We start from the raw sequence: 17,444 nt of genomic DNA, 5'->3' as shown, positions 1-17,444 counted from the left end.
TTTATTTATTTTCACTTTTCAACTTTTAGCCAAATGAAATTGAAAAACAGTTTTTTACCTGCCATGCTTGTATTTGGCGTGGTAGCACTATCATCTTGCGAAAAAAACGATCACGAAGAGTCTGCACAGCCTACTTTTGATCAGGGTGCACTATCTCATGTGATGCTGGACTCTGCTGAAGTTACTTCTTTTAAAGTAGCAGGTAAGCAACTAAGCCAGGTAAACCACTACAACCAGGAAACCGGTGAAGTGGAAAGCTTCGATAAGTATGAGCGTGACAACAAGGGCCGCCTGATCAAGAGCACAACCTACGGTGGCAAAAGCCAGACTGTACTGACAGAGCAGCATTTCACTTACAGTGACAAAGGCGAGTTGAGCAAATCGGTGGCTACTTACTTTGTGGGTGGCAAGCCGGAGTATCAGAACTACACCACGTATTCTTACGATGCTGCTAACAAGCTGAGCAAGAAGTCAATTTACGAAGGCACTGAGGAGAAGGGCAAACTGAAGTCTTTCACGACTTATCAGGCAATGCCAAACGGCAACTATGCACAGGAGAAGCAGTTTGTGATTGACGGTACTGGAGAAGCCAAGCTATACGCTACCACTACTAACTCTTACGACTCTAACCCAAACCCACTGCACGCGTTTGCAGAGCCAGGCGCTGCCAGCAGCCCGAACAACCTGGTGCGCTCTTCTATGGAAGTGCACAACAGCAAGAAGGCATTCACACGTTCTTACTCTTACAAGTATGATGACAGCGGTATGCCGATCAGCCAGACGGTGACGCTGCCAAACGGTAAGTCTCAAACATTCAACTACGTGTACAGCAACTAAGCTTAAAACGTAATCAGAGTCACAGCCCCCGGCCACTAACGTCCGGGGGCTGTGGTGTTTTAAGCCTGCCCATACCTGAGCCTAACCTCTGGCAATTGTGCCGCAAAAAAACTATATTTGTTATTGTACTAAACACAAGACAATGGCGAAGACCAAAATAACGGTGAACAACAATGGCTCACTCAGAGTAGAGGGTGAGTTTGAGATCGTGGACAAGCACGGCAATGTATACGGACTCGGTGGCCGGGAACTCGTTTCGATCTGCCGTTGCGGCATGTCTAAGAACAAACCATTCTGCGACGGCTCCCACAAAGGACACTTTGAGCACGAAGCGGAAGCTTTTGACCTTCCACCTAAGAAGCAGTAAACACAGCCTGACTTAACACCACCTGTATACCATGGCAGAGCGCCTGATTACCGTTGCCACCTTCAGCCAACCCACTGAAGCCCACATTCTGAAAGGCCGCCTTGAGGCGGAGGGTATCCTCTGTTTTTTGGGGGATGAGCAAATTATAGCGGCGCAGCCATTCTACTCACTGGCAGTGGGTGGCGTGAAACTGCAGGTGACGGAAGGTGACGTGGAAGAGGCGCTCGAACTGTTGGGCCGGATAGAGCGCGGCACCAGCGAGTACATCATCGACGACAACATTGAACTGGCGCCTCCTGCTCAGGTATACCTGGACACTGAATCCTGCCCGATATGCGAGTCAAAAAATATCTCCGCAAGGGGATTTTTCGGTGCGGTGCTAGGCATTACGCTGCCCTTCGTCAGTAAGCGCTATGGGTGCCACGACTGCGGCTATACCTGGAAAGAAAAGTAAAAAGCGCCCCATGGGGCGCTTTTTTTATACCTGTTAGGCAAGCAGTATCTTACTTCAGGCTGTTCACCAACTGCACGTACTGTGCGCGGGCATCCTCCTGGCTGGTACCTTCCAGGCTTTTCCAGGCATCCCATTTCGCTATGTTTTTGAAATCAAATCCTCCCGGACGCTCGGTGTTCACATCGCCTTCAGTAGCCTGCTTGTACAGGCTGTAGAGTTGCAGCAGAATATTATTGGACGGACGCTCTGTGAGTTCCTTCGACTGGGCCACTGCCTGCTCAAATTCTTCTTGTGTTGCCATAGTATGTCAGATGATTGTTTTAAGTACTGACAAGGTATAAAAAAATACGCTGCATGCATAACTTTAATTTAAATTTATAGTGTCGTATTTTTTCTTATTTTTATACCTGTACAACTGATACACCCTATGAAAAAAGCACAGCACAACACAGCAGCTCCGGCCCTTCTGCTTTCGGCCTGTCTGCTGGCAGGCACAGCCTGCAGTACGACGCAACAGAGCACTGCGACAGAGACAGCTACGACCGAGCAAACGGCTGAGAGCACGGTAACCGCCAATCAGCCGCAACCGCCTGTCGCAGCCCAAAAGCCGAAAGAACTCACAGCACACGGCCACACCCGCATCGACAATTACTACTGGCTGAACGAGCGCGAAAATCCGGAAGTGATCGCCTACCTAAACGCAGAGAACGACTACACAAAGCAGGTGATGGCCGACACGGAGGAGTTGCAGGAAAAGCTCTTCAACGAGATTGTGGGGCGCATCAAGCAAACTGACGAGTCAGTACCATACAAAAAGAATGGCTACTTCTACTATACCCGCTTCGAGGCTGGCAAAGAGTACCCGATCTACGCCCGCAAGAAGGGCACACTCGATGCCAAAGAGGAGATTATGGTTAACGCGAACGAGCGTGCCGAGGGCAAGAGCTACTATGCGGCTGCCGGCATGAATGTGAGCCCCGACAATCGCCTGCTGGCTTTTGGTGAGGACACTGTGAGTCGCCGCCAGTATACCATCCGCTTCAAAGATCTGCGGACAGGCGAGATACTGCCCGACCGTATACCTAACACCACCGGTGGCGCTGTATGGGCCAACGATAACAAAACCGTGTTCTATACTATGAAAGATCCGGCACTCCGTTCTTTCAAAATCTTCCGCCATACCCTGGGCACACCTACCTCGCAGGACAAAGAGGTATACCACGAAGCCGACGAGACCTTCAGCACTTTTGTGTATAAAACCAAATCTGAGAAATACATCATCATCGGCTCGGGCAGCACCCTGTCGCAGGAGTACCGTTTTGTGGACGCTGCCAACCCAACTGCAAGCTTCAGGATCATTCAGCCACGGGAGCGCGGACTGGAGTACAGCGTAGACCACTTCGGCGACAGCTTCTACATCCGCACCAACAAGGATGGCGCCACCAACTTTAAACTGATGAAGACACCAGTTGGCAAAACTACCAAGCAGAACTGGACAGAGGTGATTCCGCATCGCGCTGACACGTACCTGGAAGGCACCGAGATTTTCAAGGACTACCTGGTGCTGCAGGAGCGCAAGAATGGCCTGACCCAACTGCGCATTAAAAAGTGGAACGACCCCAAAACAGACTACTATGTGGACTTCGGGGAAGAAGCCTACACTGCCGGCATCAGCATCAACCCCGACTTCGACAGCAAGGTACTGCGCTACGGCTATAGCTCCCTCACTACCCCAAGCTCTACATTTGATTACAACATGGAGACGAAGCAGAAAACACTGCTAAAAGAACAGGAAGTGGTGGGTGATTTTGACAAGAATAACTATGAGGCTAAGCGCATTTACGCCACTGCCAAAGACGGCACCAAAATTCCGGTGTCGCTGGTATACCGCAAAGGGCTGCAGCTCGACGGCAATAACCCAACCCTGCAGTACGCTTACGGCTCCTATGGCATCAGCATGAACCCCGGTTTTAGCTCCGTGCGCCTCAGTCTGCTCGACCGTGGCTTTGTGTATGCCATTGCGCACATCCGCGGTGGTCAGGAAATGGGACGCCAGTGGTATGAAGACGGCAAGCTGATGAAGAAGAAAAACACATTCACAGACTTCATTGATGTGTCAGAATACCTGATCGAACAAGGCTATACCAATCCTGATAAGCTGTTTGCGCAGGGTGGTAGTGCCGGTGGTCTGCTGATGGGCGCTGTCGTGAACATGCGTCCGGATCTCTACAAAGGTGTGCACGCAGCCGTACCGTTTGTGGATGTAGTTACCACCATGCTCGACACCAGCATCCCGCTCACTACCGGTGAGTTTGACGAATGGGGAAATCCAGCCAACAAGGATGCCTATGACTACATGCTCTCTTACTCGCCTTATGACAATGTGGAGGCTAAGGAGTACCCGAACATGCTCGTCACTACTGGCCTGCACGACTCGCAGGTTCAGTATTTTGAGCCGGCCAAGTGGGTTGCCAAGCTCCGTGAAATGAAGACAGATGACAACCTGCTCCTCCTCCAGACAAACATGGAGGCTGGCCACGGCGGCGCATCCGGTCGCTTCCAGCCATACCGCGAAACGGCCCTGCAGTACGCTTTCTTCCTGAAACTGGCTGGGATAGAGGAATAGGTCTAGAAGCTGAGAGTTAAAAACAGAAAGCCCGCTGCAACTGGTGTTGCAGCGGGCTTTCTGTTTTGTATGATGTCATTTCGAACCTAAGTGAGAAATCTGAAACATGCTCTGGCGTTCATATAATTCAGATCTCTCCTGTCGTCGGGATGACAGAAAAGTTGAGAAGACAGGTATAACTCAGCTCGAAGTGCGGTTGGTGATTGTGAAAAAAACTAACTTACTTTCACCACGATCTTGCCAAACTGCTTGCCGGCTTCCATGTAGCGCATGGCCTGTTCGGTTTCTTCCAGCGGGAACACGATATCCACAACTGGTTTCACTTTCTTCTCTTCTACAAAAGCGATCATTTCAGCGAAGTCCTGGTTAGTGCCCATCGTGCTGCCGTGTATGGCGAGTTGTTTCCAGAATATTTCAGCCGGGTTGATCTGCCCGATCATACCGGTCGTGCCGCCGTAAATACCGATGCGGCCGCCTGGCTTGGCCAGCTTCACAAGTTGTACAAAGCCTTCGCCTGCAGCTCCGTCAATGCCCACATCGAATCCGCCTACTTCGGCCTTTAGCTCCTTGCCCCAATTCTCTTTTTTATAATTGATGCCGCCAGTCGCACCCAGCTCCTTGGCCTTTTCGATTTTCTCGTCTGATCCGGATGTCACCCATACCTCTGCGCCTGCCGCTACGGCAAACTGCACCGCAAACAGCGCCACCCCGCCACCAGCACCCGTGATCAGCACCCGCTCACTGGCTTTGAGTCCGCACTTGGTAAACATAGCACGATAGGCCGTCACACCTGCCAGTGGCAGCGCTGCCGCTTCCTCAAAACTCAGATGTGCTGGCTTGCGGTGCAGGTTAGAAGCTTTTACTTTCACGTACTCGGCAAAAGTTCCGTCCTGCGGCATACCCAGCACTTTGTAATCTCTACCATGCGCATGCGGATTATCGCCCCAGTCTGTTGAAGGATCGATCACAACCTCCTGCCCTATCCAGCTTTGGTCCACACCCTCCCCTACTTCCGTCACGATACCGGCACCGTCCGATCCTAAGATGGCTGGGTAATCTTTGGTGAAATAACGGCCATACTGTATCCAGACGTCGCGGTGGTTCAGGGCGGCGGCTTTCACCTGCACGATGGCTTCACCGGGACCGGCAGTGGGTGTTTCTTTCTCTATCAGCACAAATGGGCTGTTGATAGCTTCGAGGTAGATGGCTCTCATAGTATTTGGTTTAAGGGTATGTACAAAGTTAAAACTTCTGCTTTAAGCTGAAAACCTACCGGAGCAGGCATTGGCTTTTTATACGGGAGCGCTATCTTCGTTGTCCATACAGCAACATCACAGCGCATGAAAAGCAAGTTTAGCATACGGGAAGCAACCACAGTCGACATACCCACCATTCACCGTTTAGCCGAAGCCATCTGGGAGCCTACTTACCGGTCTATACTTTCGCGGCAGCAGATTGACTACATGTTCCAAGTAATCTATACCCATGAAGCCCTCAAGCGACAAATGGAGGAGAACCAGACCTTTATTATACTGTACGACGGTGCTCAACCCATAGGCTTTGCGGCTTATTCCCTTAAGGAGCCCGATGGACCGGTTTACAAGCTCAACAAGATATACCTACTCCCAGCACGGCAGGGTGAGGGACTAGGCAAGCAGTTGCTTGATGCAGTAGAAGAGCGTGTCGAGAAAGCCGGCGCCCGCTACCTGGACCTGAATGTGAACAAATACAACAAAGCAAAAGCTTTTTATGAGCGTTGCGGCTACCAGGTGCACCTCGAAGAAGACATTCCGATCGGCCCTTACTGGATGAATGATTATGTGATGCGCAAACAACTGACATAAAAAAACGGGCAGCCTTACAGCTGCCCGTTTCAATTCACCTTAATTAACAGTCGGATTATTTAATGGCAATTGGATCTGGATTTCCGTCTGGGTCATTCTTCACAGTGCCACTAGTTTTAAGTGGACCGTGCAACAAAAGACCTGCTACGTGCGGAGAAGCCATAGACGTACCGCTGATCGTGTTATAGCCACCGTTCATCCAGGTAGAGTTGATGCTCACACCAGGTGCGCATACGTCCACTGGCGGGTTGCCATAGTTAGAGAAGCTCGCCCATGAATCAGAAGAGTTCATGGCAGAAACCGTGTAGATGTTGGCATGGTTAGCACGGGCTGGAGACGAGTTGCTGGCGTGCGTAGACTCGTTACCGGCAGCAAGCGCAAACTTGATACCTTTGCTAGCCGCAGCAACTACTGCATCATCAAGCGCCTGAGAAACCGGGCCGCCCAAGCTCATGTTGCTACGTCGCCAGACTGAGCAGCTGAAGCCACGTAGTCAACACCGCCAATTACGCCAGAGTAAGAACCGCTACCACGTGAGTCAAGTACTTTTACAGCAACAACAGTGGCGCCATGCGCTACACCGATCACACCAATGGAGTTATCAAGAGCGGCAATAGTACCAGCTACGTGTGTTCCGTGACCGTTGCCATCGTCAGCTGAGTTTGCATCCTTACCGGAAGTAAAGAACGTTCTGCTGCGGTTAACATCTACGTTCAGGTCTGGGTGGTCTAAGTCAATACCAGAGTCAATTACCCAAGCAGTTTTGCCAGTAGCATCACCATAGCCTACACGTGCAATACCGTATGGTACAGTCTGGCCTGTAGAGCCACCGCCGCCACCTGGTCCCTTACCTGAAGGGGGTGCCAGCATTACAATTCTGTCTGGCTCGATGTAAGCCACACGGCTATCGCGGCGAAGCGCATCCGCCTGGTCATCGGTTAGTCTTGCAGCCATACCCAGGATCGCCTGGCCGTAAGCCTGCTCAATGGTTGCGTTGGCAATACCATTGGAAGCAAGCAGCTCCTGGCCCATTTCGCGCACCGCGCCTACACGCTCAGCATAGGTAGCAGTACCATCCAGGCGCAGGTTGGCATCTTTCTTAAATACAACAATGTACTGCCCCTTGATAATAGCTCCATTCTGGGTAGAGGTCTGTAAGTTCTCTGCTACTTCGGTGGCTTCAGGAGCCTCAGAGTCGCAAGAAGTGAATGAAACTGCGGCAGTAGAGAGAGCTGCCCCAAATAGTACAGAACGCAGTACGTTCTTAACGCGTAAGGTGTTTTTCATACGTGTAAAATAGTTAGGTTAGTTAAAGTTTTAAGGTTTATTATAAGGATAGTGAAAGCCAAACTATTAAATAGGATTTTTTATATCCAAATAAAAGTATAATTTTTTTTAATGTTTTTTCCTAAAATGCACTTGACACTATCTCCAGGCTGCACGTTGTTATAACATCCAAATTGCACTGAAATCAGGCGGTAATTTCTTGTATAAACAGCAATTTGAACGCTTTTCAACAGATATAAGCTATTCGCTATTCTTGGGGGCGGCTTTATACGAAACTCTAAACACAAGGTTTACATTCACAAAGCACTATCTTTAAAAAGTTTAATTTTAATAGATTTTTAACAACAATACAGTACAATTTTATTTGCACTTTATAATAGCGTTTTGCTATATTAACAGAAGCACTAACCCTATCCCTTATGAAATACTCAAAAAAAGCATTCATCTCTTCACCTCTCCTGTGGGTGATCGCACTTTTTTTGGGAATGGCAGCTTGCCAGCCCAAAACAGAAGAGCAGGCTACTGCTGAGGAACGTGAAACCACCACAGAATCGAAGCTCGAACCGCTCACATCTGAAAATGTAGTGGAGGTACTGACAGCTTATGAAAAAGAGCATCCTGACAGCCTGATTCTCATCAGCACCCGCCACGGCGATATTAAGTTGCGCCTATACCCTGAGACGCCACTGCACCGCGCCAACTTTGTGCGTCTCACCAAAGCGGGCTTCTATGACCAGGGAGAGTTCTACCGTGTCGTAAAAGGCTTTGCCGTACAGGGTGGCGACTCCGATAACCGCACCATGAAGCAGGGCGCCTACAAGATTCCACAGGAGTTCAACCCGAACTACATCCACAAGCGTGGCGCCTTAGCCATGGCACGTTACGGCGACGAACGTAATCCGGAGAAGGAGTCATCTTCTCATAACTTCTACATCACACTAGGTGAGCCCAGAACGTTACAGGAATTACGGGCTTATGAAGCGCAGCATAATATAAAGTATACACCGCAGCAGATCGAGCTCTATACCACCATCGGCGGTGAGCCGGCGCTGGACCAGGAGTATACGGTGTTCGGAGAAGTGATAGAGGGTATGGATGTGATTGACAAAATAGCCGAAGAGCCGGTAGACGGACAAAAATGGCCGCTTACCATTGTGCCACACAAGATCAGGACAATCGAGCAATAGGCAACACCTGAACAAAGTATAAACAGAACGCCCCGACCTGTAGCTGGCCGGGGCGTTCTGTTTATAGGTATGCCTATAACTTATTGCACCTGACGGTTCTTCACGTAGGTGTTCAGCCAGATATCCATTTCCCACAGCATGTGCAGGATAGATTCACGGGCGGCGTATCCGTGGCTTTCGTGCGGCAGGAACACCAGACGGGTCGTGGCTCCATGCCCTTTCAGCGCATTGTAGAAACGCTCACTCTGGATCGGGAAGGTACCAGAGTTGTTGTCTGCCTCACCGTGGATGAGCAGGATCGGTGTTTTCACTTTGTGCGCGGCAGAGAAAGGAGACATGCGGTTGTATACCTCCGGGGCCTGCCAGTAAGTACGCTCCTCCTGCTGGAAACCAAATGGCGTCAGGGTACGGTTGTAAGCGCCGCTTCGGGCTATACCTGCGGCAAACAGATCAGAGTGGGCCAGCAGGTTGCCTGTCATGAAAGCACCGTACGAGTGACCGCCCACGGCAATGCGCTTCGGATCGGCCACGCCCATGCTCACTGTTTTATCGATAGCGGCCTTCGCGCTGGCAACCAGCTGCTCTACATAGGTGTCATTTGGCTGGGCATCTCCCTCGCCCACAATCGGGAAGTCGGTGCGGTCGAGTACGGCATAGCCTTGCGTCACCCAGAACAGCGGTGAACCGGAACTGATGCGGGTAAACTCGTAAGGAGAGCTCTTTACCTGCCCGGCAGCCGCTGCGTTCTTGAACTCACGCGGGTAAGCCCACATCAGCATCGGCAGTGGGCCGCTTCCCTTCTTGTAATCCTTCGGCAGGTATAGCACAGCCGTCAGCTTCACGCCGTCGTTCCGCTCGTACTGCAGCAATTCTTTCTGCACACCTTCCAGCTGCGGATACGGGTGCGGGAACTTCGTCACCTGCGTCATGCGCTTCTTGTTCAGGTCGCGCACAAAGTAGTTGGGCACTTCCTGCTCCGACTCGCGGCGGGTGATGATGCGCTTGCTGTTCAGATCGATGATGTCCACCGGACGCTCGTAGTAAGGCGCCTCAGAGCGGAACAGGATCTTGGCCTTCTTCGACTTCAGGTTGAATTCGCTCAGGAATGGACGGTTGCCTTCCGGCGACCCACCTTCACTGATCATGTAGATGTTGTCGCCTTTCTTGTCGGTCAACAGCACACTGCGACCATACTGGTTCTTGGTATAAACCGGGCTGCCCGGGTCGCTGTAGCCATCCTCGTAAGAGCGCTCGATCATTACCGTGCCAGCCTGCGAAGGCTTAGCGGGGTTCACACGCACGACACGCTCGGTGCGGGTCTTCCACAGACGCTCGTTCACCAGGGCCAGGTCATTGTTGCCCCACTGCACGCCACGATAGCGGTATTTGGTGCCAGCCAGCTTAGCAGGCTTTCCAGCAAAAGGAGCATCGAGCATAAACACGATATCTCGCTCGGCCACTTCTTTGCTGGCATCTCCGCCGTCCTGCGCTTCTACCCAGTATAAGGTGGCAGGCTTGTCTGGGCGCCAGTTGTAGCTGCGCGGGCCTTTGGCTACGTTGTCAAAACCGATCGGAATATCTTCGGCTAGTGGCAGTTGCGCCAGTTGCTTCACCACTTTGCCGTCACGGCCCCATACCTCTACATTGTAAGGGAAATAGTAATGCGGCACCAGGTATGAGTAAGGTTTCTGAATCGTTTCCACGAGCAGGTACTGTCCGTCCGGCGACACATCGGCGCTCTTGATGATGCCTGCCTGTCCCACGTTTTGCTGCTTACCATCCAGACTCACCAGCTTGAGCTGGGTTTGCATGTAGTAGTCGAACAGCTGCTCGTCGTACTTGTTCTTGAGCAAATCCTGATAGGTACGCGAAGGATTTGCTTTGCCAATGTTCTCCTGAATGTTAGGACCGGTCGGCACCAGGTTGGCTTTTGGCATTTCGCCGCGTTTCTCGTCCACAAACTTCACGAGCAGGCTTTTGCTATCCGGCATCCACGAAAAAGGACGGCCGCTATACGCATCGTTCAGCGTAGCTTCAGTCAGTTTGCGCGCCTGCCGGTCGGCTATACCTGCCACCCACAGCTCTATGCCGTTGGCCTTGGTGATGGTGAAGGCGATCTGCTTTTCGTCGGGCGACCAGGTCACATATGAGATCTGAGCGTTCTGCGGAATCCCGCTTACCTCGAACTCCTGCCCGCCATTCACCTGCTTCAGCTTGATGTTGTTGATGAACGAGGCGCGGCTCTGGCCGTTTGTGGCGGGGTTGATGCGCAGACCAGCCAGACGGCTTTCGGGCTGTGCCAGTTCTTCAATACTAGGGTAACCGGCCCGCTCGAGCAGCAGCATCCAATCGCCTTTTGAGTTGATACTCACACCCGGCGTGGATGGCGCGTCGATGATAGAGGCGATGGCCTCAGGTGGTCGCTGATAGCCGGTGGTGGCTTGGTTGCCGCCCTGCGCCAAAGCGACAGGAGCCGGGGAGCCTGCTAATAGCAACAGGCTCAACAACGAAGCAGCCAGTCGCTTCGAGGTTCTCAGAGTCTTGATGTGCATGATTCTTTTAAGGTTAAGATAGGTTAGATGTGCGATTAGACGATAAGCGTATCCGAAGGTTTAACTTACTACTGTTATCAGAGAAACACTACTGTTTGATTCTTTTTTTGCTCACCCTCAGGCGCATACTTTCCCTTCTCCCATATCATAGCATGAAGTACTCCCGTATGAAAAAAAGCAGCCGTCCTGTATAGTTTCCCGATTTCGAACTTCAGGAAAGCTACTCCTTGAGTTGTTTTGGTTATATTGCATCTGGCTATACCTGGACAAAGCTATCTACCCATGAAATTACAGGAGCTTAAATCTTCTACAGGCAAGACTTATCTGACCATCCATTACGATGAGCAAAACAAGTGGGTCTACAATGATTGGATCGGCTACGTAACCCTGAAAACGTGAAGCAGGGTAGCCTTGCCGTACTGGAAGCTATAAAGCAGCACAGCGCCGGCTGCGGACTGAATGATAACCGTCACCTGGTGGGGCGCTGGGATGACTCTGTAGAATGGATTGAGGACGTGTGGATACCTGCCGCCGCAGAAGCCGGCCTGCAGTACTATGCGCACGTAGCGAATGAAGATGCTTTTGCAGCCGCCTCTTCGTCGAATATGTTAAGTCGGGTGCAAGGCCGGTTTGAGATGCGTATATTTGGGGATATCGAGGAGGCACGCGAGTGGCTTACAGCCTGCCAACAAAAATGAACGGAAGGTATACAGCTTCACGTACATGAACTATTTCACAGCTATTCCTCTTTAAGAAGAATACAATTCACACGTATACATGAGCAAAGGATTCAACGTACCAGACAAAGTGATTTACGTCTGCACGGGTAGTAAATGCAAGAAAAAGGGTGGCAAAGATATTGGCAAGACGCTGCGCAACATGATTAAAGAGATGGGACTTAAAGGCCAGGTAGAAGTGGTAAAGACTGAATGCACCGACCGCTGCGACTTTGCCCCTGTTATGAGCTTTCAACCGGATAATGTGTGGCTGCACCATACCACCGAAGAACAAGCTACTCAAACGTTCAAGGAGCATATTTTAAAATCAGACAAGGAGGCATAAGGGACTCTACTGCCAAAAGCCCTTTGCAACAGGTATAGCTACTTAAACTTATATCTTGTACTGACTGCTAAGGTATAGGGCACACAAACAAAAAAAGCCTTTGGAGCGAATCCAAAGGCTTTTCCTTTTTATAGTGGGGTTAATTAATCCTCGTAAGTGTCTTCGTACGTGATCTTGGGCACACGCTTGTCGATCTCGTACTGGCCTGTTCCCTCCTCGCCTATCACATCGAATAGCTCGAGCGCACGACGGGCCACATACTCTTCCTCGATCTGCTCTTTCAGGAACCATTGCAGGAACGTGAAAGTCACAAAGTCCTTTGACTTCATGCACTTGTCGGCCATGCGGTTGAACGACTGCGTCACGGCGATCTCCTGCTGCAGGGCCTGCTCAAACACGCTTCTGAAAGAATCGAATTCGATCTGAATGCCGGAAATGTCCGGGGAAACGGCACGGCCCCCCATATCAGACACATACTTGAAAAGTCGCAGCATGTGCTCACGCTCCTCGTCAGACTGCTTCTTGAAATAGCCAGCACTGAAGTCGAAGCCGTTGCGGTCGCACCAGGCCGACATGGCCAGGTACATAGACGAAGCCTCAGCCTCCATTTTGATCTGTTCGTTGAGTATTCTCTCTATTTCTTCGGTCAGCGAAGTTCTTAGCCTTAGTAAATCCTTCATAGGTATAGGGATGTTTTTCGTTCTAAATCCAGGGCACGCTCCATGCAGAGCATGCGTCCTTTATTTCTACCATTAAGGTAAGTATAATGTTCTGAAAATGGGTGTACGGAATGAAATATGGAAGAAGTCTAAATAAAAAAAGCACAGCTTGGGGCTGTGCTTACTGGTATAGCTCGTGTTGTGATGCTAGGCTTCGAGCGGCGTCAGGCACTCGTGCAGCATGCGGTTCAGCTCCAGGCTAAACTTGGCTCCTTCCAGCAGATCGCGCAGGGCGTACAGCTCCGTCAGCGACAGGATAAAGCAGCGCTCACAGCCGCACACAGCCACGATCTCGTAATCAGAGGAGCGTGAAGGGTTAGCGGCCATCTGCTCCAGGTCAATGCTGGCAACAGCTTGCTTCAAACGCAGAAAAGTGTCTACCTTGAGCACGTTTAGCGCACCGGCGAAGTACAGCATCAGGCGGTTTCTGCGATCGCACTGGAATACCGCTCCGGCTTCGTTTGCATAGATCTCGACCATTTCAGTGGCTGCTGTCATCATCTCCCCGGGCTTTGCTGTAGCTGCTATCATGGTAGTGGCGCTTGTTGTCTTATTTTGAATGACACAAAGGTAAGCCCTATTTAGAATCAGTCCAAATAAATTTAAATGATATTCATCACCTCTATCTAAAACAGGTATAGCATGAACCAGAAAATTGAAAAAGTAAACCTGGCAGAGAAGTTCGCCTGATACCCGACCATTGGAATCCGCGCATTGCCGGGGAGCTGAACGGGCAGCAGGTGAAGCTGGCCAAGTTCAAGGGCGCTTTTGACTGGCACCACCACGAGCACGAAGACGAGCTGTTCCTGGTCGTGAAAGGCAGTTTCGATATGGAGTTCCGGGACAGGACGGTTACAGTGCGGCCTGGTGAGTTTCTGATCGTGCCCCGTGGCGTAGAGCACCGGCCAGTAGCGCATGACGAAGCAGAAGTGCTGCTCTTTGAGCCCGCCTCCACTGTCAATACCGGCAACCTGACCGACAGCGAGCGCACACGTACCAATCTGGAGCGGCTTTAATTTTAGGTATTAGCGAAGATCAGGTATAGGCTTTACCTGATCTTCGCCTTCTTCATGATAGTTTTGAGGTTGAGCCGCACCAGGTCACCCATACCCTCGCATTTAAGAAACTCATCTGACTTGTGGTGCTGGGCGAGTTCCTGCTTCAGCTGCTCTATCTTTTCAGGTGTGGAAATGGTATCGCCGCGCATACAGTCGATCAGGTCTTTGAGGCGGTAGCGGGCTGTGCGCAGGCGCCGGAAAATAAGTGTGCGCTCCTCGTTCTGGTACTGCTTGATCACATCCGGTTTCAGCAGCGTGAGTACCAGGTCCACGATCACGTTATTGTCTTTAAAGAACTGCGGCAGGTACATCGACTTGCGCCCTTCATAGGATTGCTGGTCAAAGTCGATGGGACGCACACGGTACTGCTCATCCTCAAAGTCAGGTGTGATATCCACTACATAATTATAGGAGCGCATATCGCCGAGCAGTCGCACGAAGCATCGTTCGTTAAACTTCACAAACTCCTTGGCAATCCGCACCTTGTTTGTGCCCTTTCTGTTCAGGTACTCCTTTATAAAGAGGTCGCCCGGTATGCCTGCAATATGCTCCTCGATCAGTGTATCGCCATCCACAAGGTAGTTGATGCGGTTCGGCGACAGGATGTACTCTAGCTCCAGCCCGTAAATACGGGAGGCATCGGCCCGCTTCACATAAAAGTAGTCGTAGTTGTCATTGAGCTGGTTCATGATCTGCACCCGGAAGGGGTTGGAGTTGCCAAAGGTGCAGTAGTCGACCCGGGACACGTACAGGTGCTCCATTACTGACATATCGCCATCAGTTTTGAGCAGGGCATAGATCTGCGTGAGCCCCTTACTCAACTCCGCCTGCTCCTGCTGGTCAAACATGATCGTCTCCCAAAGCGTGTCGTGGCCCTTCTTGTCATAGTAAGGGAAAGAGTCGGTATAGTGGATCAGATCTTCGTAACGCACCGGAAGTTTCGTTTCCCGGTCATACTCATGCAGGTAGTGGCGCAGACAAGCAGCAATCGGGTAAAACAGCTTCTTTTTGGAGATGGAGTTCAAGAGAGTTTAGGAGTTAGAGAGTTTGGGAGTTTAAGAGTTCAGGAAATTAGCGTTAGAGAATATATTCTCTGATGAGCCTTTACGGGAAAGGCAAAGATTATGCTGCGGGTTAAGGTATAGAAGTTATGCCACTTTCGCTATACCTGGCCTTTTCAACACAGGCAGTAAAATGAAGTATATGACATTCCGCCGCTTCAAAGCTTATACCTACAACGAGAGTTCCTAAACTCCTAAACCCTCAAACTCCTCAACTTTCTAACTCCCAAACTCTCTAACTCTCCAGCAGGTTGTTTTGCCCGAGCACTTGCAGCACTTCGTTTTTGTAGAGGCGTCCGATCGGTATTTCGGCTTTGCCTACCTCCACGGTAGTGGCGGAGAAGGCCTGTACCTTATCTAGGGAGATGATGAAGGAACGATGGATGCGCAGGAACTTGTCGGTGGGTAGCTTCTCCTCCAGGAACGAGATCTTCTGGTAAGAGATGATCTCTTTTGTGTCGGTCTTCACCCGGATGTAGTCTTTCAGGCTCTCGATGTAAAGAATATCGGCCAGCATCACCTTCACCATTTTTTTGTCAGCTTTCAGGTAGATGAAGGCTTCCTTGTAGTCCGGTTCGGTTTGTGCTATACCTGAAATCGGGGTAGCTATACCTTTAGGCTCAGCGGGTGTCACCTTGGCCACGGCTTTGAGGAAGCGGTCGAAGGCGATGGGCTTGAGCAGGTAGTCCACAGCGTTGAGCTCATAGCTGTCGAGGGCGTAGTCGCGGTAGGCGGTGGTAAAGATCACCTTAGGAGGATTGGGCAGCGACTTGAGAAAATCTATACCTGTGAGCTTAGGCATCTGGATGTCGAGGAACATCAGGTCGATGTGCTCATTCTGCAGGCAATTATAGGCCTCCACGGCATTGCTGCAGCGGCAAACCAGCTCCAGGTTATCGAGGCGTTCTACAAAGGTCTCCAGCACATCCAGCGCCAGGGGCTCGTCGTCTACTATCAGGCAGCGTAGTTTCATGTTCTATTCAGGTATGGCACAAGATAAGTTGTCGTGGGCCTTTGATTTTTCCTTACTGTATTAAGCTGTATACGCAAACGTTAACCCACCTCTGACCCCTCTTGGGAAGGGAAGTGGTAGGCAACCGCTCAAAAATCTTACCCTTCCCCTAAATCCAGTTCCAGGCGCACGGCATAGCTCTCCGGCTCGTCCTCTACTTCCAGGCTATACCTGTTTTCGTAAAGCAGCTCCAAACGTCGGCGCACGTTCTTCAGGCCTATACCTGACGCAAAATCCCGGTTGCTTTCACTCGCTTTTTCACCGCATTTGCAGTTCTCAACCAGCACAGCCAGTGTATTACCTTGCACTTTCACGTCTATCCGTATCCAGGCATTTTCGGTTTCGGTGCTCACGCCGTGCTTAAAGGCATTCTCCACAAAAGGCAGCAGCATCATTGGGGCAATCTGCTTGCCGGCTATACCTCCCGACTCGGTATAGGCGATATCCACACGGTCACCGTAGCGGATGCGCTCCAGGGCAATGTAGTTTTGGATGTAGTTCAGTTCCTTCTCCAGCGGCACCTTGGCAGCTGCGGCGTCATAGAGCATGTAATCCATCAGGCCCGACAGCTTCAGCACCACCTCCGGCGCATTTTCGGATTTACGGAGCGTAAGCGAGTACAGGCTATTAAGCGTATTAAACAGGAAGTGCGGGTGGATCTGCCCCTTCAGGAATTTGAGCTCAGCCTCGAGCTTGTCCTTCGCCAGCGACTGCGTGGCCTGCTGGTCGCGGTACCAGTTTTTGAGCAGGTAGATCGTCGCTGTGATCGACACCAGGTAGCCCAGGTTCACGATGTTGCGCACGAAGCGGTAGAGCGTCAGGTTGTCGTTGGTACAGGTGGTGGGGCAGATGAGGGGGTGAATGAGCAGCGGCATCAGCACAAACTGCATCAGGATGCCAATGGCCCCCATCATCAGGAGCAGGTATACGGCGAATTCCATGTAGCGCTGCTGCAGCAGGTATTGCGGCATCAGGAAGTACATGTTAAAGTAAACCAGCAGCATCTTGAACGGCTGCTCAATGAGCTCGATCATGAAGGCATTATAGTAGTCGTCGATGTAGCTACCGTATAGCAAGCCGAAAAAGCAAACATATACCGCCCAGAAAAGCAGGTGCAGCAGCAGCCTGTTCTGGGTGATGTTGCGCACATCCGGCAGACTCCACCCCTTTACCTCCAGTTCACGCGCTGCGTTCAATTTTACTTCCATGCTGCAAAGTTACGTTTTCTGCACATCAAGTCCCTAACCGACAGGCGCTTTTAGACGAGCGGCTATACCTGCCACCCGAAGTGCAGCCATGATGCCGTGTACAGCCTGCGGGGTGCTATACCTGCTGTAAGGGTACCTGAAACGGTCGCTTGTCTAAAAGTTAAAATTGT

Annotated in this window: 19 protein-coding genes; 9 read left to right on the top strand and 10 right to left on the bottom strand. The window is 51.0% G+C overall.

The features are described from left to right. Window positions 1-33: 33 nt before the first annotated feature. From O71_RS03915 to O71_RS03905, 3 genes are all read left to right on the top strand, one after another. Complete coding sequence (locus O71_RS03915) at window positions 34-837, top strand: hypothetical protein (protein ID WP_040573581.1); 804 nt, start codon at window positions 34-36, stop codon at window positions 835-837. 142 nt (window positions 838-979) lie between these two features. After that, window positions 980-1,204 carry a CDGSH iron-sulfur domain-containing protein gene (locus O71_RS03910; RefSeq protein WP_007653429.1) on the top strand — a complete coding sequence of 75 codons (225 nt, stop codon included), beginning with the start codon at window positions 980-982 and terminating at the stop codon, window positions 1,202-1,204. A gap of 31 nt (window positions 1,205-1,235) precedes the next feature. Then, complete coding sequence (locus tag O71_RS03905) at window positions 1,236-1,658, top strand: DUF2007 domain-containing protein (protein WP_007653427.1); 423 nt, start codon at window positions 1,236-1,238, stop codon at window positions 1,656-1,658. 49 nt (window positions 1,659-1,707) lie between these two features. Here the strand turns inward: O71_RS03905 and O71_RS03900 are convergent, their stop codons facing one another. Continuing rightward, a complete protein-coding gene (locus O71_RS03900; RefSeq protein ID WP_007653425.1) occupies window positions 1,708-1,959 on the bottom strand; it encodes an acyl-CoA-binding protein in 252 nt (83 codons plus the stop codon). Between the two features lie 126 nt (window positions 1,960-2,085). Here O71_RS03900 and O71_RS03895 point away from each other — a divergent pair, with 126 nt between their 5' ends. After that, the gene (locus O71_RS03895) at window positions 2,086-4,284 is read left to right on the top strand and encodes an oligopeptidase B (RefSeq protein WP_007653423.1); all 2,199 of its coding nucleotides are present in this window, start codon (window positions 2,086-2,088) and stop codon (window positions 4,282-4,284) included. Window positions 4,285-4,499: 215 nt separating this feature from the next. On the opposite strand, the gene O71_RS03890 is transcribed toward O71_RS03895, so the two are convergent. After that, entirely contained in the window at window positions 4,500-5,498 is a 999-nt protein-coding gene (locus O71_RS03890; protein ID WP_007653421.1) for a zinc-binding dehydrogenase, read from the bottom strand. 126 nt (window positions 5,499-5,624) lie between these two features. On the opposite strand from O71_RS03890, the gene O71_RS03885 reads away from it, so the two are divergent. Further along, window positions 5,625-6,128: a GNAT family N-acetyltransferase gene (locus O71_RS03885; protein WP_007653419.1), complete on the top strand. Its 504-nt coding sequence runs from the start codon at window positions 5,625-5,627 to the stop codon at window positions 6,126-6,128. A gap of 55 nt (window positions 6,129-6,183) precedes the next feature. Here the strand turns inward: O71_RS03885 and O71_RS26290 are convergent, their stop codons facing one another. Both O71_RS26290 and O71_RS03880 read right to left on the bottom strand, forming a co-directional pair. Then, window positions 6,184-6,582 carry a S8 family serine peptidase gene (locus O71_RS26290; RefSeq protein ID WP_255345339.1) on the bottom strand — a complete coding sequence of 133 codons (399 nt, stop codon included), beginning with the start codon at window positions 6,580-6,582 and terminating at the stop codon, window positions 6,184-6,186. Continuing rightward, window positions 6,579-7,415, bottom strand: coding sequence for a S8 family serine peptidase (locus O71_RS03880; RefSeq protein ID WP_255345338.1), 837 nt, complete (start codon window positions 7,413-7,415; stop codon window positions 6,579-6,581). Before O71_RS03880 ends, O71_RS26290 begins: the two co-directional genes overlap by 4 nt. 419 nt (window positions 7,416-7,834) lie before the next feature. Between O71_RS03880 and O71_RS03875 the strand changes: the two genes are divergently transcribed. Then, window positions 7,835-8,602 carry a peptidylprolyl isomerase gene (locus tag O71_RS03875; protein ID WP_007653417.1) on the top strand — a complete coding sequence of 256 codons (768 nt, stop codon included), beginning with the start codon at window positions 7,835-7,837 and terminating at the stop codon, window positions 8,600-8,602. An 80-nt stretch (window positions 8,603-8,682) separates the two neighbouring features. On the opposite strand, the gene O71_RS03870 is transcribed toward O71_RS03875, so the two are convergent. Further along, the gene (locus O71_RS03870; RefSeq protein ID WP_007653415.1) at window positions 8,683-11,154 is read right to left on the bottom strand and encodes a prolyl oligopeptidase family serine peptidase; all 2,472 of its coding nucleotides are present in this window, start codon (window positions 11,152-11,154) and stop codon (window positions 8,683-8,685) included. Between the two features lie 395 nt (window positions 11,155-11,549). Between O71_RS03870 and O71_RS03865 the strand changes: the two genes are divergently transcribed. Beyond that, window positions 11,550-11,852: a hypothetical protein gene (locus tag O71_RS03865; protein ID WP_007653413.1), complete on the top strand. Its 303-nt coding sequence runs from the start codon at window positions 11,550-11,552 to the stop codon at window positions 11,850-11,852. 79 nt (window positions 11,853-11,931) lie between these two features. Further along, window positions 11,932-12,216, top strand: a complete 285-nt coding sequence (locus O71_RS03860; RefSeq protein ID WP_007653412.1) for a ferredoxin — start codon at window positions 11,932-11,934, stop codon at window positions 12,214-12,216. Window positions 12,217-12,359: 143 nt separating this feature from the next. Here the strand turns inward: O71_RS03860 and O71_RS03855 are convergent, their stop codons facing one another. After that, window positions 12,360-12,896 (bottom strand): ferritin, encoded by a 537-nt coding sequence (locus O71_RS03855; RefSeq protein ID WP_007653409.1) that lies wholly within the window; start codon window positions 12,894-12,896, stop codon window positions 12,360-12,362. Window positions 12,897-13,082: 186 nt separating this feature from the next. Then, on the bottom strand, window positions 13,083-13,466 hold the full coding sequence (locus O71_RS03850; protein ID WP_007653405.1) for a hypothetical protein: 384 nt from the start codon (window positions 13,464-13,466) through the stop codon (window positions 13,083-13,085). Window positions 13,467-13,675: 209 nt separating this feature from the next. Between O71_RS03850 and O71_RS03845 the strand changes: the two genes are divergently transcribed. Next, window positions 13,676-13,951 carry a cupin domain-containing protein gene (locus O71_RS03845; RefSeq protein WP_007653404.1) on the top strand — a complete coding sequence of 92 codons (276 nt, stop codon included), beginning with the start codon at window positions 13,676-13,678 and terminating at the stop codon, window positions 13,949-13,951. Between the two features lie 32 nt (window positions 13,952-13,983). Here the strand turns inward: O71_RS03845 and O71_RS03840 are convergent, their stop codons facing one another. The 3 genes from O71_RS03840 to O71_RS03830 form a co-directional block, all read right to left on the bottom strand. Further along, window positions 13,984-15,018, bottom strand: coding sequence for a hypothetical protein (locus O71_RS03840; RefSeq protein WP_007653403.1), 1,035 nt, complete (start codon window positions 15,016-15,018; stop codon window positions 13,984-13,986). Between the two features lie 271 nt (window positions 15,019-15,289). Beyond that, complete coding sequence (locus O71_RS03835) at window positions 15,290-16,027, bottom strand: LytTR family DNA-binding domain-containing protein (protein WP_007653402.1); 738 nt, start codon at window positions 16,025-16,027, stop codon at window positions 15,290-15,292. A gap of 137 nt (window positions 16,028-16,164) precedes the next feature. After that, a complete protein-coding gene (locus O71_RS03830; RefSeq protein ID WP_007653400.1) occupies window positions 16,165-17,274 on the bottom strand; it encodes a sensor histidine kinase in 1,110 nt (369 codons plus the stop codon). Window positions 17,275-17,444 lie beyond the last annotated feature (170 nt).

It is taken from the genome of Pontibacter sp. BAB1700 (assembly GCF_000277005.1).
GTDB classification, from domain to species: domain Bacteria; phylum Bacteroidota; class Bacteroidia; order Cytophagales; family Hymenobacteraceae; genus Pontibacter; species Pontibacter lucknowensis.
This window is presented reverse-complemented; position numbering and strand designations above follow the sequence as displayed.